A 21261-nucleotide genomic window follows, 5' to 3' on the forward strand; every position below is an offset into this window, starting at 1 on the left:
CGTGGATCGTGGATCGTGGATCGTGGATCGTGGATCGTGGATCGTGGATCGTGGAGATGTGAAATGAATCTCTAGGCTTGCTTCCAAAGTTCAAAGCCAGAAGCTCGGATCCTTCTTTCCGCCCACGCTTTGCCCACGTTCTACGATCCACCTCCCACAATCCCCTATCCTCTGCCCATGACCGACCCCGCGCCATCGCCTGCCCCCCATCCCACCTACGACCCCACCACGCTGGCTGCGCGGGCGGGTGAGGTGGCGCGGCCCAACGGCTCTGCGGCGCTGGTGGAACCGATTTACCAGTCCACCGTCTACGCCTACCCCGATCTGGAGGCGCTGGAAGCAGCCATGAGCGGTGCCCAGCCCAGCGCGTTTTACTACCGCAACGGCACGCCCAACGGGGCCACGCTGGAGCGGGCGCTGGCGATGTTGGAAGACACCGAGGCGGCATTGGTGGCGGCCAGCGGCATGGCGGCCATCAGCTCGGCGTTCCTGGGCGTGCTCAAAACGGGCGACCATGTGATTACTGACGCCCGCGTGTACGGCGTCACCTACGCGCTGCTGGCCGAAGAATTCCCGCGTCTGGGCATTGCGGTGTCGTTTGTGGATGCCTGCAATCTGGAGGAAGTCGAGGCGGCTTTCCGCCCCGAAACACGGTTGGTGCACGTGGAAAGCCTGACCAATCCTCTGATGACGGTGCCCGATGTCCCTGCTCTGGCGCGGCTGGCGCACGCACGCGGCGCACTGCTGAGTGTGGACAATACTTTTGCCAGTCCCGCTGTGTTCCGGCCTGCCCAGCACGGCGCAGACCTGATCACGCACAGCGTCAGCAAATACCTCAGCGGGCACAGCAACGCGATGGGCGGGGTGGTGTGTGGCCGCGCCGATCTGGTGGCCCTGGCCCGCACCCGGTTGCTGCGCTACGGCGGCAGCATGAGCGCATTCGATGCCTGGATGACCCTGCAAGGTCTGAAGACCCTGGGTCTGCGGATGCGTGCCCACAGCGGCAACGCGCAGGCTGTGGCCGATGTGCTGGTCAACCATCCCCGTGTGCGGGCGGTGTATCACCCCGGCCTGTCGGATCACCCCCAGTTTCATCTGGCAATGGACCTGTACCCCAACGGCTTTGGCGGCATGCTGAGTGCCGATATAGACGACGCTCCGGCCTTCGTACGCTCCCTGGCGGGCCGGATTCCGCTGGCCCCCAGCCTGGCCGACGTGATCTCGACCCTGTCGTGGCCGTGGGGTACCTCCCACCGCGCCCTGCCCGAACCCGAACGCCGCCGCCTCGGCATTACGCCCAATCTGCTGCGCCTGAGCATCGGCATCGAAGACATCAGCGACCTGTTGGGCGACCTCGAATTTGCGCTGGATGGGGGAGAGGCGTAAGACAGTTTTCGCACGCCATAGGCTTCGATGACGCTCCGTTTGAGCGTGCCCACCGGGGGGACGTGGCTGTGTTCGGCACGGTGTTCGCCCGCCGGGAACTGCACGCCGTGGTCAGTGGGCGGGTGCGGCGCGATGGGCGCAACAGCACCTCCGAACTGGCGCGGCTGGTGGCAGTCAGTGGCGCAGCCGAACACCTGCACCTCATCTTGCTTCAGGGTGTGGCGTTGGCCGGATTCAACGTGATAGACGCGTCCACGCTGCACGCCCTCACCGGACTTCCTGTGTTGATCGTGGCCCGCAGACCACCCGATCTGCCCCGAATTCGCGCCGCCCTGCTGACCCAGGTGCCGGGGGGCGCACGTAAATGGCGACTGATCGAAACCCTGGGGCCGATGGAAGCCTGCCGGGGCGTGCAGGTGCAGCGCGTGGGCCTGAGCCTGCCGGAAGCCGAAGCTGCGTTGGGGGCGCTGACCTTTACGGGCCATATTCCCGAACCGCTGCGGGCCGCGCACCTCATCGCGGGCGGGGTGACGCGGGGTAGCAGCAGCGGGCAACGCGTCTAGGACCACACATCCAGGAAGGCGGCTGTGGGCAGGCAGGGGGCCGCGCAGAATCTTCAACAAGTCCAGTACAGGAAGCTTTGCCCTTCGCTTCCTGTGCAATTTGAACCATCTGCTAAGCCCGGAGAGACACTGGACTGTGTTGCCGCCTCATGCCAAAAATCATTCAAGTTCATTATCAGAACCCTCTGTCAGTAAAGAGAAGCTCAAGTTGTGTTTAAGCTTGACCTTCGTCTGTGTCTTCCAGGACGTGACTTAATCTAGTCTTTATTTTCCATAGAATTCACCCATATCTGACAGCAGGCTCTTAATCTGCGTGGTGAATGAAAACCAATCTCATGTTGATCGGCGCGGCCCTTACTCTGTCTTCCTGCAGTCTGCTCAGTCGTCCTGCGGAGCCTGTCAGTGTTACGGTCGTCGGCCTGAACGATTTTCACGGCAACCTGGAAGCTACCTCGTTCGCGGGCGTCAAGATTCCTGATCCTGCCGACGCCACCAAAACCGTGAGCCTGCGGGCAGGCGGCATCGAGGCCATCGGCGGCTATCTGGCGCAGGAGCGGGCCAAAAATGCCAACCTCGTGTTTGTGGGCGCAGGCGACCTGATCGGTGCCAGCCCCGTGACCAGCAGCCTGCTGCGCGACGAACCCAGCGTGTTGGCCCTCAGCCGCCTCGGCATGAAGGCCAGCTCTCTGGGCAACCACGAATTCGATCAGGGCCTCAAGGAACTGATGCGGATGCAAAATGGCGGCTGTGACAGCAACGACGCGGCCAAGGCCTGTAAGTTCGAGAACCCCTACCCCGGTGCGGGATTCAAGTGGATCGGCTCCAACGTCGTAGACAAGACCACCGGCCAGCCTGCCTTTTCTCCTACTTACGTCGAAAATGTGGGCGGCGCAAAAATTGGCTTTATCGGTGCGGTGCTTAAGGGCACCCCCGAGATCGTCAGCCCGGACGGCATTACCACGCTGAACTTTCTGGATGAAGCCAGCAGCATCAACAAGTACGTGCCTGCCCTGAAAAAGCAGAATGTAGACGCCATTATCGTGCTGATCCATCAGGGCGGCACGGCCACCGACGGCTTTGCCCAGCCTGCCTGCGGTACCCTGACCGGCCCTATCGTGGACATCGTGAACAAGCTTGATCCGGCCATCAGCGCGGTGGTCAGCGGGCACACCCACCAGGGCTACAACTGCGTGGTCGGTGGCCGCCCCGTGATTCAGGGCGACTTTTACGGCCATCTGCTTCAGCGCCTTGACCTGACCGTGGACAAGGCCAACCACAAACTCCTGAGCATTCAGGCCGCCAACGTGGTCATGGATACGCGCACGCTGCCCAAAGACGCAGGCATGACTGCCCTGTTGACCAAAGCCAAGAGCCTCACCGACGCCGTGAAGTTGACGCCCGTGGGCACGCTGGCGACTGCCTCTATCAGCCGCACCGCCAACGCTGCCGGAGAGAGTGCCCTCGGTGCCGTGATTGCCGATTCGCAACTGGCCGCCACCAAAGACCGGGGAACCGTGATCGCCTTCATGAACCCCGGCGGCGTCCGTGCCGACCTGACTGCCAGCGCCGCAGGCAACACCGCCACCTTTGGCGACATCTACGCCGTGCAGCCCTTCGGCAACACCCTGACGGTTCTCGATCTGACGGGCGCACAGATCAAGACCCTGCTGGAGCAGCAGTTCGACAACCCTCAGGCCGGAAGCAACCGCATCTTGCAGGTCAGCAGCGGCTTCAGCTACAGCTACGATTCCACCGCCGCCGCCGGAAGCCGTGTGGACGCCAGCAGCATCAAGCTGAACGGCGAGACTCTTGATCCCGCCAAGTCCTACCGCGTGGTTGCCAACGCCTTCCTGGGTGCGGGCGGCGATTCCTTCCTTGCCTTCAAGGGCGGCACCAATGTTCTTCAGTTGCCCAATCTGGTGGACGTGGACGCCTTCGCCGCGTACCTGAAAGCCAATCCTGCTCTGGCAGGCGGGGCACAGAACCGGATTACCAAAACCAAGTAAGAGTCAAGGCAGTGAGGGGGGCGGGGGCTGATGGCCTTCGCCCTCCTTTTGCCTGGGATGATTGCCTCCCCCAACTCCCTCAAGTTCTCTTCTTCACCGCATCAGCCGGGTCAGCGTGCGCCGGAGCGCCTCCAGCACCACCTTGCTCCTGAGGGCGTCGGCCAGAGCGCGGGTCGCGTGGTGCTCGCTGCCGGTGAGGGCGTCCTGCAAATGCGCCTGCACCACGCTATGCAGGCGGCCCCGCGTATAGAGCAGGTCTTCCAACAGGTCTTCGGCAGGCAGGCGGGCACGAATTTCACCATCTGGCGTTACGGTCTGTACCAGCGCACGGCCCCGCTCGTCGGTGGTCAGGACTGCGTGCAGCGGCTTTCCAGCGTGGCGCGTGATCTGTTCGATGGTCGGAATGAGCGACTGGATCAGGTTCACCGCGAGGCTGCGGCCCAGCAGCAACAGCCGTTCCTGATCGCCGTTCTGAATATGCAGTGTCTGTGCCAGCTGTTGCGCCAGGCGGTCGCCTTCCTGGGTCAGGGCCGCCTGTGGGTCTGGCGTCATATGCTCACCAACTCTGCTGGGTCTGGCGGTTGTGTCTCCAGCGATTGTGTTTCCTGGGTCTGTGTGTCCAGCAGCAGCGGCCCCAGCAGATTGCGAATAAACGTCTCGCCTTCTTCCCGCGTGGCGACGACCCGCACGGGCAACAGATGGGGCGTCTGCGGCGGCCCGGTGTGTATGAGTCCCGTGTGTATAGGTCCAGTCTGTACCACTCCGGGCTGCAACTTGGGGTCATTGAAAAATACGGTGACCTCGAACGCACCGGTGGCTTCGTAGCGGGCTTCCAGCAGATCGGCGCTGCGGGGTATGCCCACCGGCTGAAGCTGCGCCCGCACCATCAGGCCTGCCAGATGATCCAGATTCAACCACACGCTCTCCCCCTCGACTTTTAGAAAACGTGGCATCAGGCTCAAAGTACCAAAAAGGGGTCTGACAAAACGCCGACAGCGTGCCAGATGATGATCATGCTCCTGACCAGTCCGGTCTGCGCTTGAAAGGTTCGGGTCTCTGTTCAGCGGCGCGGTCGGGAGAGAGGCCGTGAGGCCAAATGCACCGGGGGCTAGCGGAATCATTATTGTGAAGGTCTTCACATCTTTTCTGGCCCCTCATAGAGGCATACATGTCTGGACAGCGGGTATTTTGTACGTCTGGTACGGGCTTTGGCAAAACAGGCAAATAGGCAGGAATGGTGTAAGCTCAGAGTGTATGAACGTTATTGGGAAAGTGACCGTCTTGCCTCAGCTGCCGGAGGCCATTGCACGGCTTTCAGAACTCGCCTACAACCTGTACTGGTCTTGGACACCACATGCCCAATCCCTGTACTCGGAGTTGGACGCCGAAATTTGGGAGCGCTTCCAGCGCAATCCGGTGCGTACCCTTCTGGAAGTGCCGCAGGAGCGTCTGCTGGCTGTGGCCGCCGACCCCGCCTACGTGGCCCGCTACGCGCAGGTCATGACCGACTTCGATGCCTACATGAACAAAAAGGACACGTGGGCCACCAAAAACGCCACCAACCTGAAGCCTGTGGCCTACTTCAGCATGGAGTATGCCTACCACGAGTCGCTGCCCATCTATTCGGGTGGTCTGGGTGTGCTGGCGGGCGACCACTGCAAGAGTGCCTCCGACCTCGATCTGCCCTTTACCGCCGTTGGGATGCTGTTTCATCAGGGTTACTTCCGGCAACTCTTTAACAAGGACGGCTGGCAGGAAGAAGCCTACGACGAGCTTGACCTGACCACGCTGCCCATCACCCCCGCGCTGCTTGGCGACGGCACCCAGGCCCGCGTCAAGGTGAGCATCGGCACGCGTGACGTCCATGTGCGCCTCTGGAACCTGCAAATTGGCCGAATCCGTGTGATCTTGCTGGATGCCAACGTGCCCGAGAACAGCGAGGATGACCGCAAACTCACGGCCCGTCTGTACGGCGGCAATCAGGAACTCCGGGTTCAGCAGTACGTGCTGCTGGGCGTGGCGGGCATTCGTGCTCTGCGCGTGCTGAACATTCCGGCCAGCGTGTACCACATGAATGAAGGGCACGCCGCCCTGATGGGCCTGGAGCGCGTGCGCGAGTACGTGGAAGGTGGCCTGGACTTCCGCAGCGCCGTAGAGACGGTTGCCAGCAGCACGCTGTTTACCACCCATACGCCCGTACCCGCCGGAAACGACGCCTTTACCTACGAACTGATGGACAAATACATCAGCAAGTGGCCCGCGCTCATGAATGCGTCGCGTGACGACCTGTACGGCCTGGCCCGCCATGACCAGTTCTGGGATGGGCACTGGGTTCCCAGCTTCTCTATGACGGTGTTTGCGCTGAACATGACCCGCGCTGCCAACGGCGTTTCGGAACTGCACGGCGAGGTCAGCCGCAAAATGTGGAACTTCCTGTACGAGGGAGCCACCCCCGAAGAAGTGCCCATCGGCCACGTGACCAACGGAGCGCACAACCTGACCTTCACCTCTCAGGCCATGCGCGATCTGCTGGGCACGGTGCTGCCCGCCGACTGGACCGAGCGTCTGGAAGACGAGGAAATGTGGAAGGCGGTTGATGGCCTGAGCGACGCGCAACTGAGCGACGTGCAGCGCACCATGAAGCGCGAGATGATCACGTTCGTCCGTACCAGCCAGCGCGAGCAGATGCTCAGAAACGGGGCCAGCGCCGCAGACGTGGCCGCCACCGATACCCTGCTCTCCGAAAATGCCCTGACCATCGGCTTTGCCCGCCGCTTTGCCACCTACAAGCGGGCCACGCTGCTGTTCCGCGACAAGGCCCGCCTGAACGCCATTATCAACAATCCTGACCGCCCCGTGCAGTTCGTGTTTGCAGGCAAGGCCCACCCCGCCGACAACCCCGGCAAGGCCTTTATTCAGGAAATCTACCGCGTGTCTCAGGAACCCGAATTCCGGGGCAAGATCGTGATTCTGGAAAACTACGACATGAACGTGGCCCGCCACCTCGTGCAGGGCGTAGATATCTGGCTCAACAACCCACGCCGCCCTCTAGAAGCTTCCGGCACCAGCGGCATGAAGGCCAGCTTCAACGGCTCTCCCAATTTCAGCGTGCTGGACGGCTGGTGGCGTGAAGGATACGACGGCACCAACGGCTGGCCCATCGGTGACGAGCGCGAATACGCCGACCTGAACCTGCAGGACGACGCCGACGCCTACAGCCTGTACAGCCACCTCGAAAACGACATCGTGCCCCGCTACTACGGCACGCTGGCCGGGGCCGATTCTTGGGCACACACGGTACGCCGCGCCATCGAAACCTGTAGCCCGCGCTTTTCTATGCAGCGTCAGGTCATCGATTACGTGCGCCAGTACTACATTCCGCTCAGTGTGCGTGGCGAGGCCGTGGCCGCCGACGGGAGCGCCAGTGCCCGCCAGATCGCCGGATGGAAAACGTGGGTGCGCCAGCAGTGGCCCTACACCCAGATCACGGCCAGCGCCGATCTGCCTGCCACCGCGCAGCCCGGTCAGACCGTCACCGTGACGGCCAACGTCAACCCCGCAGGCATCCACCCCGAAGAACTGAAGGTCGAGGCGGTGCTGTCACGCGGTGAACACCGAATTCGCGTGCCGCTGACCTACAACCAGAACAACACCTACACGGCGCAGGTGCCCCTGAAAGACAGCGGCCTGTATTCCATCGGCGTGCGGATGATTCCCGAAATCGCGGGCCTGAGCAACGAACTGGAACTGGGCCTGATCAAGTGGGCCTGAGCTGAGGACCAAAGAGAGGAGGTCGTTGATCCCGGCCTAGCCGGGCAAAACGGCTTCCTTGCAGGAGCGCATTCAAGAAACTGGAGTACTGAAGAACTGGAGCAGCGGGCAAACTGGCCTGCCGCTCCAGTTTCTGTTGGCTTCAGCCTCGTGGCTTACAGGAAGATGCACCGAGGTGAGAGCACTTCCGACAAATTTAAGGTGGGCCGGAGATTTGCACTCCGGCCCACCTTTTTCATTGCTTTTTTTCCCGGCACAGGTTCTCTGTACCGTATGGATTCCGTACACAGTCCCAAGAACACAAGCCCAAGAACTCAGTCCCCGGAACTCAGGCTCCGTTCGGGCTGGTCTGAGGTGTGGTGGGTCGGATGATGCGGCTTGACGCTGACATGCGGCATCGGCGTTGGCTCCTGCTCTACGTAGCGCGTGCCCTTGAACCACGTGTTCTGGCGTCTTAGATAGTTGGAGTAGGCCAGCGGCAGGCTGAACAGCAGGGCCACCCCGTAGACCGGCAGGCTGATCAGCGTGTAGGGGATGCTCCACCAGGAGAGGCCCTTTTCGTTGCGGAAACGCACGGCCCAGTTCAGTTGAATCAGCAGCGGCACGACGGTCAGGATGACGCCCATCCAGTCGGGCAGCATCAGTCCCTGCCCGCCGAATATGCGGCGGAAAGATTGAGTGGCGATATTCAGAATCAGGACGATGTTCAGCCAGGGCGACAGGATGAAGTAGGTAAAGTCCAGCCGCGTGATCGGGCTTGCCCCCGACCTCCACAGGCGCGTCAGGTAAGGCAGACACTGTAACGCGCCCTGTGTCCAGCGGGCGCGTTGCTTGATGAAGGCGCGGGGATCGAGGATGCCCTGCTGCATGATGTGGGCAGGCAGCAGCGCCACTTTGTGTCTGGGGCTGTCCAGCACAATTTCCATGACGCTGCCGAAGTCTTCCAGCAACACGTCGGGCCAGGGGGTGTTGCCCTGCGCGAGCTGATGGTCAAGGTAGCTGAGGCGCATGCACTGGCCGTTGCCCGTCAGCGAGGCCACGCCGCCACTGGCCCGCAACCGCTGAATATGACCCACGATAAAGGTTTCCAGATCCTGCTGGAAAATCAGCATCTTGGAGATCACGCCCCGCACGCCGCCTTCTGTGACCTCCACGGGGCGAAAACGCATCCAGCCCTGTGCGGCCATTACATCTGGGTTCTGAAAGGCTCCGCGAACCTGGGGGGCAAAATCGCTGCTGACCCGGCCATCGGCATCGAGGACCACGACCACATGCTGGCTGAGATCCTGATCTGCCAGCCACGGCGACTGCAACAACCGCGCCACTGCCCAGTTCAGGGCGCGGCCTTTGTTCTGCTGTGCTTCGGGAGCCACCCGCTGAAGCAGGGTAATCATCGGGTCTCTCTGGCTGTACTGGGTCACGATGGCGGCGGTGGCGTCGGAGCTGGCGTCGTCGATGACCACCACCCGCGCTTCTGGCACTGTAGAGCGCAGATTTTGCAGGGTCGCCGCAATGACGGCTTCCTCGTTCAGTGCTGGGATCATGAACGTCAGGGCCACGCCTTCCCGCGCAACGGGGGGCCGGGGCCGGGGCTTCAGGGCGCTCAGGGTCTGGTGAACCGCGTACATCAAAAACAGCAGCAGTCCAGCAATATCGATCAAATAGAGAGGATTCATCAAGGCAAACTCCGGGCGAGGCAACACATCGCGGGCACGGCCCACTATCTCAAGTTTGCGGGGCGATGGGTAGGGCAAATGTGGGGGGATTGTGTAAGGCCGTTGCTGTCCGGCCTGCTTCGGGCAGAGGCTTCATGCAGACGGCGTGATGGGTGGGCCGTCTATCCCTTAGAATGAACTCAGTCCAAATCCATTCTCCGCCCCTCACGGGCAGCTCGCCCGATTTCATTTCAAGGAGCCTCACCATGCCAGAAGCTGTCATCGTTTCTACGGCCCGCACGCCCATCGGTAAAGCTTACCGGGGATATCTTAACGACACCCACGGTTCGGACATCGGCGCACACGCGGTCACGCACGCCGTGCAGCGGGCCGGAATCGACCCTGCCGAAATCGAAGACCTGATCTTCGGCGCGGGCAACCCTGAAGGCGCGACCGGAAGTAACATCGCCCGTCAGATCGTGCTTCGCAGCGGCTTTCCGGTGAGCGTGTCGGGCGTAACCGTCAACCGCTTTTGCTCCAGCGGTCTGCAAACCATCGCGCTGGCGGCCAATCATGTGATGGCCGGACAGGGTGATGTGTACGTGGCGGGTGGCCTAGAAAGCATCAGCCTGACCCAGAACGAGCACGCCAACAAATACCGCCTGGTGGGCGAGTGGTTGCAGGAGCACAAGCCCGACATCTATATGCCCATGCTGCAAACCGCCGAAGTGGTGGCAAAGCGCTACGGCATCAGCCGCGAGGCACAGGATGAATACGGCCTGCAGAGCCAGCAGCGCACCGCCGCCGCCCAGCGTGAGGGCCGCTTCGACGCCGAAATCGTGCCCATGACCGCCTCGATGAAGGTGCAGGACAAGGCCACCGGCGAGATTTCCAACCGTGAAGTGACCGTGGCGCAGGATGAGGGCAACCGCCCCGAGACCACCCTGGAAGGACTGAGCAAGCTCAAGCCCGTCATCGAGGGCGGCGTGATCACGGCGGGTAACGCCTCGCAGCTCAGCGACGGCGCGTCGGCCTGCGTGGTCATGAGCGGCGACCTTGCCCGCGAGCGTGGCCTGCAACCGCTGGGGCTGTTCAAGGGCTTTGCCATTCACGGCTGCGAACCCGATGAAATGGGCATCGGCCCCGTGTTTGCCGTGCCCAAGCTGCTCAAGCGTCACGGCCTGAGCGTTGGCGACATCGACCTGTGGGAGCTGAACGAGGCTTTTGCGGTGCAGGCGCTGTATTGCCGCGACCAACTCGGCATCGACCCCGAAAAGTACAACGTCAGCGGCGGCAGCATCAGCGTGGGCCACCCCTACGGCATGAGCGGCGCACGCCTGACCGGGCACGCTCTCATAGAAGGCAAACGCCGGGGCGCAAAGCATGTGGTCGTGACCATGTGCGTGGGCGGCGGCATGGGTGCGGCGGGCCTGTTTGAGGTGCTGTAAAGCCTGAACTTCTGAAGATGGTGGGCGGGCGGCGATGTGCTTCCCGCCCTCTTTCTGGCTCTGTGTGCGCTGCCAGAATTCATTGCCAACAGTTTGCAGCCCGAACACAATCATTTAACATCAAACGGTTTATACTGCTGACATGACAGCTTCTTCCCTCATTCCACACGGCATGCACCACGTCACAGCGGTGACGGCCAACGCTCCAGCCAATCACGCTTTTTATGTGGGCGTGCTGGGCATGCGGATGGTCAAGAAGACGGTGAATCAGGACGATCCCACCGCCTACCATCTGTTCTTTGCCGATGGTGCGGGCAATCCCGGCAGCGACCTGACCTTTTTTGAATGGCCCGTGCCGCCCGAAGAACCCGGCAACCGTTCTATTTCCAGAACCAGTTTGCGTGTGCCGGAAGGCAGCCTGGGCTGGTGGGCCGACTATCTGTCCGGGCAGGGCATCGCCACCGCTCAGACCCAGCGGGCAGGCCGGACCAGCCTCGATTTCACCGATCCCGAAGGCCAGCGCCTCAGCCTGATCGAGGGTGGCCCCGCCGGGCAGACGTGGACCGCGAGCGTCATTCCGCCCCAGCATCAGATTTCTGGCCTCGGCCCCAGCGAACTGACCCTGCCAACCCTCTTTCCCACCGACCGGGTACTGACCCGCGCCTACGGCCTGACGCCCGCTGGGACCTATCCTGACCCTGCCAGTGCAGACCACGCCGTACACGTCTACCAGATGGGCGACGGTGGCCCCCATGCCGAGCTGCATCTGCGGATTCGGCCCGATCTGGCCCCCGCCCGGCCCGGTGCTGGCGGCGTGCATCACATCGCCCTGCGCGTCCACGATGACCAGTACCACGACTGGAACGCAAAAATGGTCAGCCTGGGCCTCCGCACCAGCGGTGAGGTAGACCGCCACTGGTTCCATTCCATCTACTACCGCGAGCCGCAGGGCATTCTGATCGAGCTTGCCACCGATGGCCCCGGCTTTGGCGTGGACGAGGACGCCGATAAGCTGGGAGAAAAACTGGTACTGGCCCCCTTTCTGGAGCCGAAACGGGCACAGATAGAAGCAGCGTTGAAGCCTGTGGGGTAAGTCATCGAGAAAAAAATATAGAAGAAGGCCGCCGCAGATTGACTGAGGCGGCTTTCTTAAGAAGAGGGTTTAAACGTCTTCGTTGGTGGTGGAGACGAGGGTGCAGTTCACGTAAGTCAATACGTTGCCCTGAGAAATGAGCCTGCTGCTCAAGTCGTAACTGGACGTTCCAGTATTGACGGTCAAGTCGGCATGGAAGCTGCCGGGGTTTTCAGTCGCATTGACGATCTTGACTTTTCCACGAACGGGATTGACCACGATAGCCTGTGGCAAAAGACCATTGACCGGATTGGCATTGAAGGTGAGGCGGTAGCTTCCACTTCCGAGATTTGTGAAGCCGTTTCCGCTCACAGTAGCGTTGTAGTTGTTGTCATATTGGCTGGTAGTATTGCCACGCAAACCGACACCGACAGACTGCACATTGCCGTTGACGCTGAAGTAGACGGAGACTTGCGTTGTTGCCACGGCATTGTTCAAGTTGTCACAGGAAATGAAAGGCCCACTCGCACCAAGACGATATTCCGTGCGTACTTGCGTAACCCGGCCATCACCACTGCCATCAGGCGCGACTCCTGTTCCGCAACTTGCCAACGCCGCACTCAATCCCACCAGTCCCAGCAACAATTTTTTCATGCCTTCACTGTCCTGTATGAAACTGATGTGGACGTGATGTGGGCTTAAGAGGTCTTGAGACTTTTAGGCAGCGGGGGGAGACGTGTGAACAACCCTGATTTTTTAGCCGATTTGGTGAACAAGCCGTCACTTTTCGTACCTTAATGCTTGACTCATGGGCCACATCTGACTTAGCCGCGCTACACTTGCGCCTAAGCATGGGCAGCGTTGATCCTCAAGTCGTTTTCGTCGTCTCACGGGATCGTACCCGTGCGTCACTTCTTGCACCCGCATTGCCCTCTGCCGAGGTGATCTATGTGGCCGATGCCGAAACCTTGTTGCGTGAAGCGCATGTAAAGCCGCCGCAGGTGGTGCTTCTGTATACCGATACGCCCGGTGTGCCGCTGGCCCAGGTGCTTCCGCTGCTGCGGCAACGGGCAGAATTGGCGGGCACGCACTGGCTGGCGGTGGGCACGCAGGGGCTGGGAGCGCTGCTGGCTGCCGGAGCCGACGCCCTGATCAGCGATACCACGCCCACAGAAGCTGTCGCCACGCAGGTCAGGACGATGCTGGGGCGGGCGCAGCAGCACCATGACAATCAGGAGCGGGTGGCGCAGTTGCAGCGGCGCATGGATACCTGGGAACACGAAGAACGCATCCGTGATCAGTTGGTGCACATGCTGGTGCATGACCTGAAAAACCCGATTGCCGCCGTGATGGGTCTGCTGGAAGTAGTAGAAGACGATACTCGCGTGCCTGACGATTCCCGCGACCTGATCAAGGTGGCCCGCGACGAAACCCAGCATCTGCTGCATCTGGCCGTGAATATGTTGGATGTCCGCAAGATTCAGGCCGGAAAGATGAACCTGCGCCGGGAACTGATGTTCAGCCCGATGTTCGCAGAAGTCATCGAGTTGGCACGGGGCGATGTGGGCAGCGGTCTGCGTGACCGGCATGTACGGGTTGAGGTAGAACCCGGCCTCAGCCCAGCCAGTGCCGACCCGGAAATTCTGCGCCGGGTGATGGCGAACCTGATCAGCAATGCCATGAAGCACACCACCACGGGCGGCGTGATCACGTTGATCGTGCGGCAGGGCAAGGAAGAAGTTCAATTCCTGATCCGTGACGATGGTGAGGGCATTCCCGCCGAAGACATTCCTAACCTGTTCGCCGCCTTCGAGCAGAGCCGCCTGACGCTGCACGGGCGCTTCGATACGGGCATGGGGCTGGCCTTCTGTAAGCTGGCTATCGAGGAACACGGCGGCACGATTTTCGTGGAATCGGAACGAGGCAAGGGCGCAACGTTTACCTTCACGCTACCACTGGGTCAGGACAGCGATGACGAGGATTTCGCAGAACTGCTGAACTGAGGTCGAAGTGCGGTTTGAGGGACGTGCGCTCTGCGTTGGTGGTAGGCCAGAGCGCACATTCAGGTCAGTTTTTACCTTCTCCACACTGTTCTTCCTGTTTGGTGCGGCGGCGCGTTAGGCTGACTTCCTATTCCAAGGAGGACACAGGCTATGACTGGAGACGCAAACGAAGGATTCCGCGCCCTGCGGATGGTGAAAGATGATGCAGGTATTCGCGCCGAGATGCAGACCCTGCCGCTTTCGGCCCTGCCCGACGCAGACACGTTGGTGGAGGTGCAGTATTCCAGCCTGAACTATAAAGACGGGCTGGCGGTCGCGGGCAAGCCCGGCGTACTGCGGGGCTATCCCATGACGCCGGGGATCGACCTGGTCGGCAGGGTGATTTCCTGCGAATCGGGTCAGTGGCAGCCGGGCGACGCTGTGATTCTGACCGGTTGGGGCATCGGAGAGCGCACCGACGGCGGCTATGCACAGCGGGCGCGGGTGCGCTCCGAATGGCTGGTGCCGCTGCCCGCTGACACCACGCCGCAGTGGGCCATGAGCGTTGGCACAGCGGGCTTTACGGCCATGCTGGCAGTCATGGCCCTCGAAGACCACGGCGTCACGCCGGATGGGGGAGAGGTGCTGGTGACAGGTGCAGCGGGCGGGGTGGGCAGCACTGCCGTGGCGCTCCTGGCTGCCGCAGGCTTCACCGTGACGGCCAGCACAGGCCGCGCTGCCGAGGCCGATTACCTGCGGAGTCTGGGCGCAGCCAACGTGATCGGACGCGAAGACCTGCCTGCCCTCAAGCGCCCGCTGGAAAAGGAGCGTTGGGCAGGCGTCATCGACAGCGTGGGCGGCGCGACGTTGGCCGGGGCCATCGCTTCGACCCGCACGCACGGCGCGGTGGCGGCCTGTGGTCTGGCGGGCGGCAGCGACCTTCCGACCAGCGTATTTCCCTTCATTCTGCGCGGAATCACTTTGGCCGGAATAGATTCGGTGACCTGCCCGATGCCGCGCCGCCGCGCCGCGTGGGAACGTCTGGCCCGCGATCTGCCCGCTGCCAAGTTGCAGGACGTGACCCAGATTCATCCTCTCTCGGACGTACCCGCGCTGGCCCAGCAGATTCTGGCCGGACAGGTGCGCGGGCGCGTGGTCGTCGAGGTGGGGGAGGGATAAGAGGGTCGCTCGCTCCTTTTGCTGCCAATAACCTGTGAGCCATGAGCACCGTCGCTCATGGCTCACGCTCACTGTCCGGGCTTCAGTTGCCGACGGTTAGTGTTCCCACATCCGAACTCGGTGTGTTAGCCCCGAGGGTAACGCTGCGTTCCTGCTTGGGTTCTCCTGATTCGCCGTAGATGCCGTTGCTGTTCAGGTCGCGGCCGGCCACCACCCGGAAGGTGCCGTCGGGCAGCAGAGCGCTGAAGCGGCCCAAGTTGTCCAGCACCGGCTGATAGGAGTTGCCTGCCGCGTCTTGCAGGCGCAGGCCAACGCCGCTACTGGTGGCCGGGGCATTGAGGGCAGCAGCGGCGTTGATCATCCCGAAACCGAACTGGGGATCGCGGCCCGTTGCGCCCAGATCGGTGGCGGTGGCGTTCAGGCGGGCCAGCGTATCGGCGGGCGTGGTGGTCACGCCTTTACTGAGCATCAGGGCCGCCAGTGCAGCCACCTGCGGCGCGGCCTGACTGGTGCCCGATTCGGCCATGTAGGTCGGCTGATTGCGGCCATAATCCCAGCCAGTCGAGAAGATCATGTCCGGAAAGCTGACGCCGTTGACCGTCCCGCCGTTGAAGGTGGTGGGGGCATTGGGATCGGTGCCGCCGGGCGCACTGAGTTGTACGGCGTCGTAGGCACTGCTGTAGGAGGCGTGGACGGGTGTGCTGGTCCCCGAGAGCGAGACGCTACCCACCGAGACGGCTGCCGAGCAGGCGGCGGGGTAGTTGGGCACGGTGTCTCCTTCGTTTCCGGCGGCGGCCACGATCAATGCCCCGGCACTGCGGGCCTCGGCAATGGCATCACACATGGGCGCGGCAACGTCGGCGCTCATCTTTCCGCCGAGGCTCAGATTGATGACCTGTGCGGGGTGAGAGTTGGTGTTGGTCGCAGACACGCTCAGGCCCGCCGCATAGCGTACCGACAAGATCACATCGGCCAGCGTCGCAAAGCCCTTTACGTCGATGGCCCGGATCGGCAGCACCTTGATGGGCGCGAGGTAGGACGCGCCGACCACGCCAGTGGTGCTGCACTGGGCGCAGTTCACAGGTGCGATGGTGCCCCAGCGGGCAGCGATGATTCCGGTCACGTGGGTTCCGTGACTGTCTACGGCCTGCGCCTGCACCCGTTCGGGTGTACTGGGGTCGGTGGGGTCGTTGTCTATGCCGTCGTTGTCGCCGTTGGCGGCGTCGCTCAGCACATCCAGCGCCCCTTCGCCCGGCTTCCACAGTTGCCCCGCCAAGTCTGGGTGATCGAACCGCACGCCGGAATCGATCACTGCCACCGTGATGGGCCTGCTGTATCCGCCGCCTTCCATGTCGCGCCACACGGCCCCGTACCCCACCAGCGGATAGCCCCACTGCAACCCCGCGTACTGGTCGGTGGGAATCACGGGCGTGGTTGCCTGCTGGCGCATGACCGCGTTTGGCACGGCATATTCCACGTTGGGGTCGGCCCGGAGTGCGGAGAGGGCCGCCGTCACCTCGCTGGTCTGAAGCAGTACCTCGCGCCCGCCCAGATTTTGGCGCTGGGCGGGTAAAATTCCCAGGCCAGACAGCAGGTCGGCAGAGCGTTTCAGGCTCTGAAACTGGGTTCCGAGTGCCTGAGCGTTCAGGGTGTCACTGTTCAGTACGGCGCGGTGGGCAGAGGCGGCCCGGTATCTCACGACCACGCCCCGCGCCTGCGTCACAGCCTGCGCCGCTGGAGTCTCTGACGGTGGTGACCAGAGCTGTGCCCCGAGCTGGGCATCTGTTCCACGGACGCTGAGGCTCTGGGCTGCTGCGCCGTCCAGCACGCGCCCGGTTAGGGTGTAGTTATCTGCGGTGACCGTCCAGGTCGCGGTGCCGCTGTTGTTGCCGGAACTCCAGATGAGGGTGAGATCACCGCTGAGTTGAGGCGTATTGGCGGCTGTCTGGGAGGCCAGAGCCCGGTAAGCGGTCACGGTGACATTCACGTTTCCGGTCCCCGAAAACGCCGATACACTCAGCCAGTCGGGAACATTCTTGATGCTCCAGGTGCCGTCGAACCCCTGCTGAGCCTTGCCCGATACAGCTGTATTGAGTTTGATGGTCTGGTCGCTGATGCTGGAAGGAGTCACGACTTCGGGCGGTTGTGGGCAGGCCGTGAGCGACAGGGTCAGCAGAGCGGCCATAGACAGACGCAGGGGCGGGGAGCGTTTCATTGGCCCTTAGATTCGCACATCGTTGTTACGACCGCCTGACAAATCTGCGCCGTGGTTGTGTGCAACCCCGAATCTGTAAGGACGAATCTGTAAGGACAAGTGGGCGCTCCGGCGTGCATCATGTGCGGCGTGCCCAGTGGACGAGTTCATAATCTGATCAACATCGCTGTCTATGCCGTATCGGCGAGCGGCGTTCTCATCGCTTCCAGTCAGGGAGTCGTGGCTGTTACGCCCGCGCAGGCCCTCTATTTCACGCTGGCCTATGCTGCCGGAACCTTCCTGCTCTCGCCTGACCTCGATCTGGCAGAGGGCAACGTGAACAGCAAGCGCTACTGGGGTGTTCTGGGTTTCTTGTGGGCACCCTACGGCATGATCTTCAGTCACCGGGGGCTGTCTCATACGTGGCTGCTGGGGCCGCTGACCCGGCTGGCTTACCTAGCGATCATGGTGGGCATCGTGGTCGGCCTGATTTCTGTGTTTCTACCCGGAGTGCGCCTGCCCACCCTGCCCCAGTCCATCAATTTTCCAGAACTGTGGCCCACCCTGCTGCCGCCTTTGCTTGGCTATTACCTCAGCCAGTGGCTTCACCTGATTGCCGATGGCGTGCGCCCCGATCACGGGATGCGGCACGGAATGAGGAAGATTCGCAAGCGGTTTTAGAGGGTTCTGGAGCAGCTGTTGACTGAACAGAATGAATGTCGAAGAGTCTGCGGGAGAAGAGAAGGGTCAGAATTCCTGTCCACTTCTGGGAGATGCGCTCAATCGGAAGCTGTCAGGGCAGCCCAGAATCTCAAGGAAACGGTGCCTGGCCGCTGATCCCGCCAACTTCAAGGCAGTACTCCCTGCACTCCTGCATTGATGAAGCGGTCAAGCGTGGCGGCCAACTGCCTGATTTCAGTGGCGCTGAGCTGGGTGTTGACGGCATTGGTCGCCATGCCCTGCAACAGCTGACTGATGCAGGCCAGCAAAAACGGCTGTCTGGACATGCCCTGTGGGGGCGGAAAGTGAGTTTCCAGGCGGCGCTCCAGTTCTGTCAGAACTGCCTGCCGCCGCGCCGCGAAGACGGAGCCACCGCCACTTTGCAGCAGGGTCAGGAGGGCGCGTTCATTGACCAGCAGCAAGAACAGTTCGCCAAAAGGCCGGGCGCTGGGACCACTGGCCCGCAGATTGGCCAGAAAGGGAGCCAGCCGCGTCTCGAATTCGGCCAGCCGTGTGTCCAGCAGCGCGGTCAGAATGGCCTCTGTAGACGTGAAGTAGGCATAGATGGTGGGCCGCGACACCCCCAGATGACCTGCCAGATCGCCCATAGAAACGGCCTCGAAGCCGTGAGTGGTAAAGAGCGTTTCGCTGCCGTCCAGAATCTGCTGGCGGCGGTCGGCACTCGGCAGGCGGCGGCGGGTGTCGGGGGGCAGTGAGGCAGGCGGTGAGAAGGGTCTGTACGTGGGCATGGTGCCACTCTAACACCTTGCTGACACATTGTCACTTGACAGATTGACAGTTAAAGTTCATGATTCTGCTATTGACAGGTTGTCAACTGATCTCGCCTGTGCTGTTTCCATGCCCACTGCCTCCCTTCTGCTGCCCTCCTGTTCCGAGGTTTCCCTATGACCGAACCCACCACCCCTGACGTACCAACCCCCGATTCACCCGCTCCTATACCTGCCCGCTCAGGCGGCTTTCTGGCCGATTTCCGCACACTCACGCCCACCGAGCGGGGACTGTGGCGGGTGCCGCTGATGTGGGCCGCGTCGCTGGCGATCTTGCTGATTCCAGTGGTGTATGTGGCGCTGTATCTGGGCAGTGTCTGGGATCCCTACGGCAATCTGCCGCAGTTGCCTGTGGCCCTGGTCAATACCGACGCCGGAGCCACCACACGCGGCGAAAAGGTGAATCTGGGGCGTGATCTGGTCAAAAAGCTGCGTGAAGACCCGCCCGTCAAGTTCGTGTCTTTTGCCGACGAAGCTGCGGCTCAGGCAGCAGTGCGGCGCGGCGAGGTGTATTTCGCCCTGACCATTCCGGCCAACTTTTCGGCGCAGGCGGTCACGGGAGACAGCCGCTCTCACGGCCTGCTGCACCTCTACAGTGCCCCCGGCCTCAGTTATTTTGCCAGCCGGGTCGGAGGCAGCCTGACCGAGCGCCTGACCACCGAGCTGAATTCCGAACTCGGCAGCCGCCGCTGGGAAGTGGTGCAGGCCAGCCTCGCAGACGTGCAGCAGGGTTTCCGCGACCTGAAAACGGCCACTGGAAAACTGCGCGACGGCGCGGTCACGCTGGCGGAAGGCAGCGCCAAGTTGGATGATGGAGCCGCCGAGTTGTCGGCAGGAGCGGGCAAACTTGCCACCGGAAGCACCCAGTTGTCTGCCGGAGCGCGGGATCTGTCGGGGGGCGTGGGCAAACTGACGGGCGGCGTGGGCAAGCTGACCGGCGGCCTGAAGCAGATCGAAGCGGCGGCCCCCGGCAAGGCCCAGCTCGCACCGCTGCAAAACGGGGCCAAGGCTTTGGCAGGAAGCGCGTCTGAGCTGTCGGACGGCCTTCAGACCTTGCAGGGCGGCGCAGCTCAGGTGGCCGCCGGAGCCGCCCGCCTGCAAACGGGCAGCAAACAGGCCAATGCCGGAGCGGGCCAGTTGGCTGCCCAACTGCCCACCCTTGCCAGCGGCCTGACCACTTTGCAGGGCGGTGCTCAGAACCTGGCAGGCGAAGCGGGCCAACTGGCAGCGGGGGCCGCAGGGACGCCCCTGGCCCCCGGAGCAACGGGCCTGCAAACTGGAGCCACCCAACTTGGGACGGGTTTGGCGCAGGCGGAGGTAGGGGCACAGAAGGCCGCCACCGGAGCTGCCACACTTGCCAAAGGGACGGCTGCGGTGGCACAGGGCGCGGCTAGCCTGAATGCAGGCGCAGGGCAGGTGTCGGCGGGCCTGACCAAAGCGGCGGGCGGCTCGGCGCAACTGGCCGAAGGAGCCGCCAAGCTGCAAGGCGGCGTCGATACGTTGGTGGCGGGCAATCTGAAACTCAAAGGAGCATTGGGTACAGCCACGGCCAGCCTGCCCAAACAATCTGACCTCGACACCCTCAAGGGCGGCGCGTCTACTCTGGCTGCCCGCAGCGGTGATCTGGCACAGGGGGCGGCCACCCTCGCCACAGGTGCCCAAGACCTAAAAAGCGGTGCAGCCAGCGTTCAGGACGGCTCCGAGCAATTGCGTGACGGCCTGAATACCCTCTATGCCAAGATTCCTGCTGAAACCGAACAGTTGGGCGGCGATCCGGCAGGGCTGTCCCAAAGCGTGCAGACCGTCACCCGTGAGTTCGCGCCTGTGAGCAGCAACGGCGCGGCCTTCACTCCCTACTTCATGGCGCTGGCCCTGTGGGTTGGCTGCACCCTGACCACCTTCATCTTCCCCTATCTCCTTATCCCAGAGAGCGCTCGCGCCACCTCTCAGACCGCCCGTGTCTTCCGCAAACTGGCCGTGCCTGCCGTGCTGGTGCTCGGGCAAGCTGCGTTGGTGCTGCTCGGTGTCGATCTGCTCGGCGTTCAGTTCCAGAACCCCGGTCTGGTCATTCTGACCACTCTGGCGGCCAGCCTCACTTTCATGGTGCTGATCCTGGCCCTGAATCTGTTGTTGGGCGCGGCGGGTCGCCTGTTGGCACTGGTGTTGCTGGTGCTGCAACTTGCGGCGTCAGGCGGCAGCTATCCGGTGGAACTCAGCCCCGGTGTATTTCAGGCCATTCACACCTTCATTCCCGTCACTGACGTGATCAATGCCCTGCGGTATGCCATGTTTGGCGCATACGAAGGCCAGTACGCCACGTTTATGCTCCGCATGGGCCTGATCGCGTTGGTCAGTCTTGTGGTGGCCCTGCTCAGCCGCCGCCGCTGGCAATATGCCCCAGACCGCCTGTTCCGCTCACCCCTCATCACCGACGTGGGCTGAGACACAACAAATCAAGCGCGTTCCAGCGAATAGGGCTGGAACGCGCTTTTGATAT

The 21261-nt window shown here is 62.3% G+C and carries 16 protein-coding genes; 10 read left to right on the plus strand and 6 right to left on the minus strand.

Translation table 11 applies throughout. From position 1 onward, the window contains the following. The first annotated feature begins 177 nt into the window (after positions 1–177). The 3 genes from F561_RS0110785 (at position 178) to F561_RS0110795 (ending at position 3955) form a co-directional block, all read left to right on the plus strand. The gene (locus tag F561_RS0110785) at positions 178–1386 is read left to right on the plus strand and encodes a trans-sulfuration enzyme family protein (RefSeq protein ID WP_019009979.1); all 1209 of its coding nucleotides are present in this window, start codon (positions 178–180) and stop codon (positions 1384–1386) included. 17 nt (positions 1387–1403) lie between these two features. Further along, the gene (locus F561_RS0110790; protein ID WP_026298802.1) at positions 1404–1949 is read left to right on the plus strand and encodes an endonuclease dU; all 546 of its coding nucleotides are present in this window, start codon (positions 1404–1406) and stop codon (positions 1947–1949) included. 320 nt (positions 1950–2269) lie between these two features. Then, the gene (locus tag F561_RS0110795; protein WP_019009981.1) at positions 2270–3955 is read left to right on the plus strand and encodes a bifunctional metallophosphatase/5'-nucleotidase; all 1686 of its coding nucleotides are present in this window, start codon (positions 2270–2272) and stop codon (positions 3953–3955) included. A gap of 93 nt (positions 3956–4048) precedes the next feature. Here the strand turns inward: F561_RS0110795 and F561_RS0110800 are convergent, their stop codons facing one another. Together F561_RS0110800 and F561_RS0110805 are read right to left on the minus strand one after the other, a co-directional pair. After that, positions 4049–4507 (minus strand): hypothetical protein, encoded by a 459-nt coding sequence (locus F561_RS0110800; RefSeq protein ID WP_019009982.1) that lies wholly within the window; start codon positions 4505–4507, stop codon positions 4049–4051. Then, entirely contained in the window at positions 4504–4908 is a 405-nt protein-coding gene (locus tag F561_RS0110805; RefSeq protein WP_157451773.1) for a hypothetical protein, read from the minus strand. Before F561_RS0110805 ends, F561_RS0110800 begins: the two co-directional genes overlap by 4 nt. A gap of 301 nt (positions 4909–5209) precedes the next feature. Here F561_RS0110805 and glgP point away from each other — a divergent pair, with 301 nt between their 5' ends. Then, positions 5210–7726 carry an alpha-glucan family phosphorylase gene (gene glgP, locus F561_RS0110810; RefSeq protein WP_019009984.1) on the plus strand — a complete coding sequence of 839 codons (2517 nt, stop codon included), beginning with the start codon at positions 5210–5212 and terminating at the stop codon, positions 7724–7726. A 314-nt stretch (positions 7727–8040) separates the two neighbouring features. Here glgP and F561_RS0110815 read toward each other — a convergent pair whose 3' ends face one another. Next, positions 8041–9402, minus strand: a complete 1362-nt coding sequence (locus tag F561_RS0110815) for a glycosyltransferase (protein WP_157451775.1) — start codon at positions 9400–9402, stop codon at positions 8041–8043. Between the two features lie 245 nt (positions 9403–9647). Between F561_RS0110815 and F561_RS0110820 the strand changes: the two genes are divergently transcribed. Continuing rightward, positions 9648–10829: an acetyl-CoA C-acyltransferase gene (locus tag F561_RS0110820; protein ID WP_019009986.1), complete on the plus strand. Its 1182-nt coding sequence runs from the start codon at positions 9648–9650 to the stop codon at positions 10827–10829. Positions 10830–10971: 142 nt separating this feature from the next. Continuing rightward, positions 10972–11922 carry a ring-cleaving dioxygenase gene (locus tag F561_RS0110825; protein WP_026298804.1) on the plus strand — a complete coding sequence of 317 codons (951 nt, stop codon included), beginning with the start codon at positions 10972–10974 and terminating at the stop codon, positions 11920–11922. A gap of 69 nt (positions 11923–11991) precedes the next feature. Here the strand turns inward: F561_RS0110825 and F561_RS0110830 are convergent, their stop codons facing one another. Then, a complete protein-coding gene (locus tag F561_RS0110830) occupies positions 11992–12555 on the minus strand; it encodes a hypothetical protein (RefSeq protein WP_019009988.1) in 564 nt (187 codons plus the stop codon). Between the two features lie 197 nt (positions 12556–12752). Between F561_RS0110830 and F561_RS0110835 the strand changes: the two genes are divergently transcribed. Both F561_RS0110835 and acuI read left to right on the plus strand, forming a co-directional pair. Further along, positions 12753–13904, plus strand: coding sequence for a sensor histidine kinase (locus F561_RS0110835; protein WP_026298806.1), 1152 nt, complete (start codon positions 12753–12755; stop codon positions 13902–13904). A 150-nt stretch (positions 13905–14054) separates the two neighbouring features. Next, complete coding sequence (acuI, locus tag F561_RS0110840) at positions 14055–15062, plus strand: acrylyl-CoA reductase (NADPH) (protein ID WP_019009990.1); 1008 nt, start codon at positions 14055–14057, stop codon at positions 15060–15062. 82 nt (positions 15063–15144) lie between these two features. On the opposite strand, the gene F561_RS0110845 is transcribed toward acuI, so the two are convergent. Further along, positions 15145–17277, minus strand: coding sequence for a S8 family serine peptidase (locus F561_RS0110845; RefSeq protein ID WP_019009991.1), 2133 nt, complete (start codon positions 17275–17277; stop codon positions 15145–15147). Between the two features lie 129 nt (positions 17278–17406). Here F561_RS0110845 and F561_RS0110850 point away from each other — a divergent pair, with 129 nt between their 5' ends. Continuing rightward, positions 17407–17937 carry a metal-binding protein gene (locus F561_RS0110850; protein WP_169389508.1) on the plus strand — a complete coding sequence of 177 codons (531 nt, stop codon included), beginning with the start codon at positions 17407–17409 and terminating at the stop codon, positions 17935–17937. Positions 17938–18104: 167 nt separating this feature from the next. On the opposite strand, the gene F561_RS0110855 is transcribed toward F561_RS0110850, so the two are convergent. Next, complete coding sequence (locus tag F561_RS0110855; protein WP_019009993.1) at positions 18105–18725, minus strand: TetR/AcrR family transcriptional regulator; 621 nt, start codon at positions 18723–18725, stop codon at positions 18105–18107. Between the two features lie 156 nt (positions 18726–18881). On the opposite strand from F561_RS0110855, the gene F561_RS0110860 reads away from it, so the two are divergent. Further along, positions 18882–21206 (plus strand): YhgE/Pip domain-containing protein, encoded by a 2325-nt coding sequence (locus tag F561_RS0110860; RefSeq protein WP_019009994.1) that lies wholly within the window; start codon positions 18882–18884, stop codon positions 21204–21206. The last annotated feature ends 55 nt before the right edge of the window (positions 21207–21261 follow it).

The sequence above is a fragment of the Deinococcus aquatilis DSM 23025 genome, assembly GCF_000378445.1.
GTDB lineage: Bacteria > Deinococcota > Deinococci > Deinococcales > Deinococcaceae > Deinococcus > Deinococcus aquatilis.

Coding starts and splice junctions, on each gene's coding strand:
- F561_RS0110785 (WP_019009979.1), top strand. CDS start 178: ATGACCGACCCCGCGCCATCGCCTGCCCCCCATCCCACCTACGACCCC.
- F561_RS0110795 (WP_019009981.1), top strand. CDS start 2,270: ATGAAAACCAATCTCATGTTGATCGGCGCGGCCCTTACTCTGTCTTCC.
- F561_RS0110800 (WP_019009982.1), bottom strand. CDS start 4,507: ATGACGCCAGACCCACAGGCGGCCCTGACCCAGGAAGGCGACCGCCTG.
- F561_RS0110805 (WP_157451773.1), bottom strand. CDS start 4,908: ATGCCACGTTTTCTAAAAGTCGAGGGGGAGAGCGTGTGGTTGAATCTG.
- glgP (WP_019009984.1), top strand. CDS start 5,210: ATGAACGTTATTGGGAAAGTGACCGTCTTGCCTCAGCTGCCGGAGGCC.
- F561_RS0110815 (WP_157451775.1), bottom strand. CDS start 9,402: ATGAATCCTCTCTATTTGATCGATATTGCTGGACTGCTGCTGTTTTTG.
- F561_RS0110820 (WP_019009986.1), top strand. CDS start 9,648: ATGCCAGAAGCTGTCATCGTTTCTACGGCCCGCACGCCCATCGGTAAA.
- F561_RS0110825 (WP_026298804.1), top strand. CDS start 10,972: ATGACAGCTTCTTCCCTCATTCCACACGGCATGCACCACGTCACAGCG.
- F561_RS0110830 (WP_019009988.1), bottom strand. CDS start 12,555: ATGAAAAAATTGTTGCTGGGACTGGTGGGATTGAGTGCGGCGTTGGCA.
- F561_RS0110835 (WP_026298806.1), top strand. CDS start 12,753: ATGGGCAGCGTTGATCCTCAAGTCGTTTTCGTCGTCTCACGGGATCGT.
- acuI (WP_019009990.1), top strand. CDS start 14,055: ATGACTGGAGACGCAAACGAAGGATTCCGCGCCCTGCGGATGGTGAAA.
- F561_RS0110845 (WP_019009991.1), bottom strand. CDS start 17,277: ATGAAACGCTCCCCGCCCCTGCGTCTGTCTATGGCCGCTCTGCTGACC.
- F561_RS0110855 (WP_019009993.1), bottom strand. CDS start 18,725: ATGCCCACGTACAGACCCTTCTCACCGCCTGCCTCACTGCCCCCCGAC.
- F561_RS0110860 (WP_019009994.1), top strand. CDS start 18,882: ATGACCGAACCCACCACCCCTGACGTACCAACCCCCGATTCACCCGCT.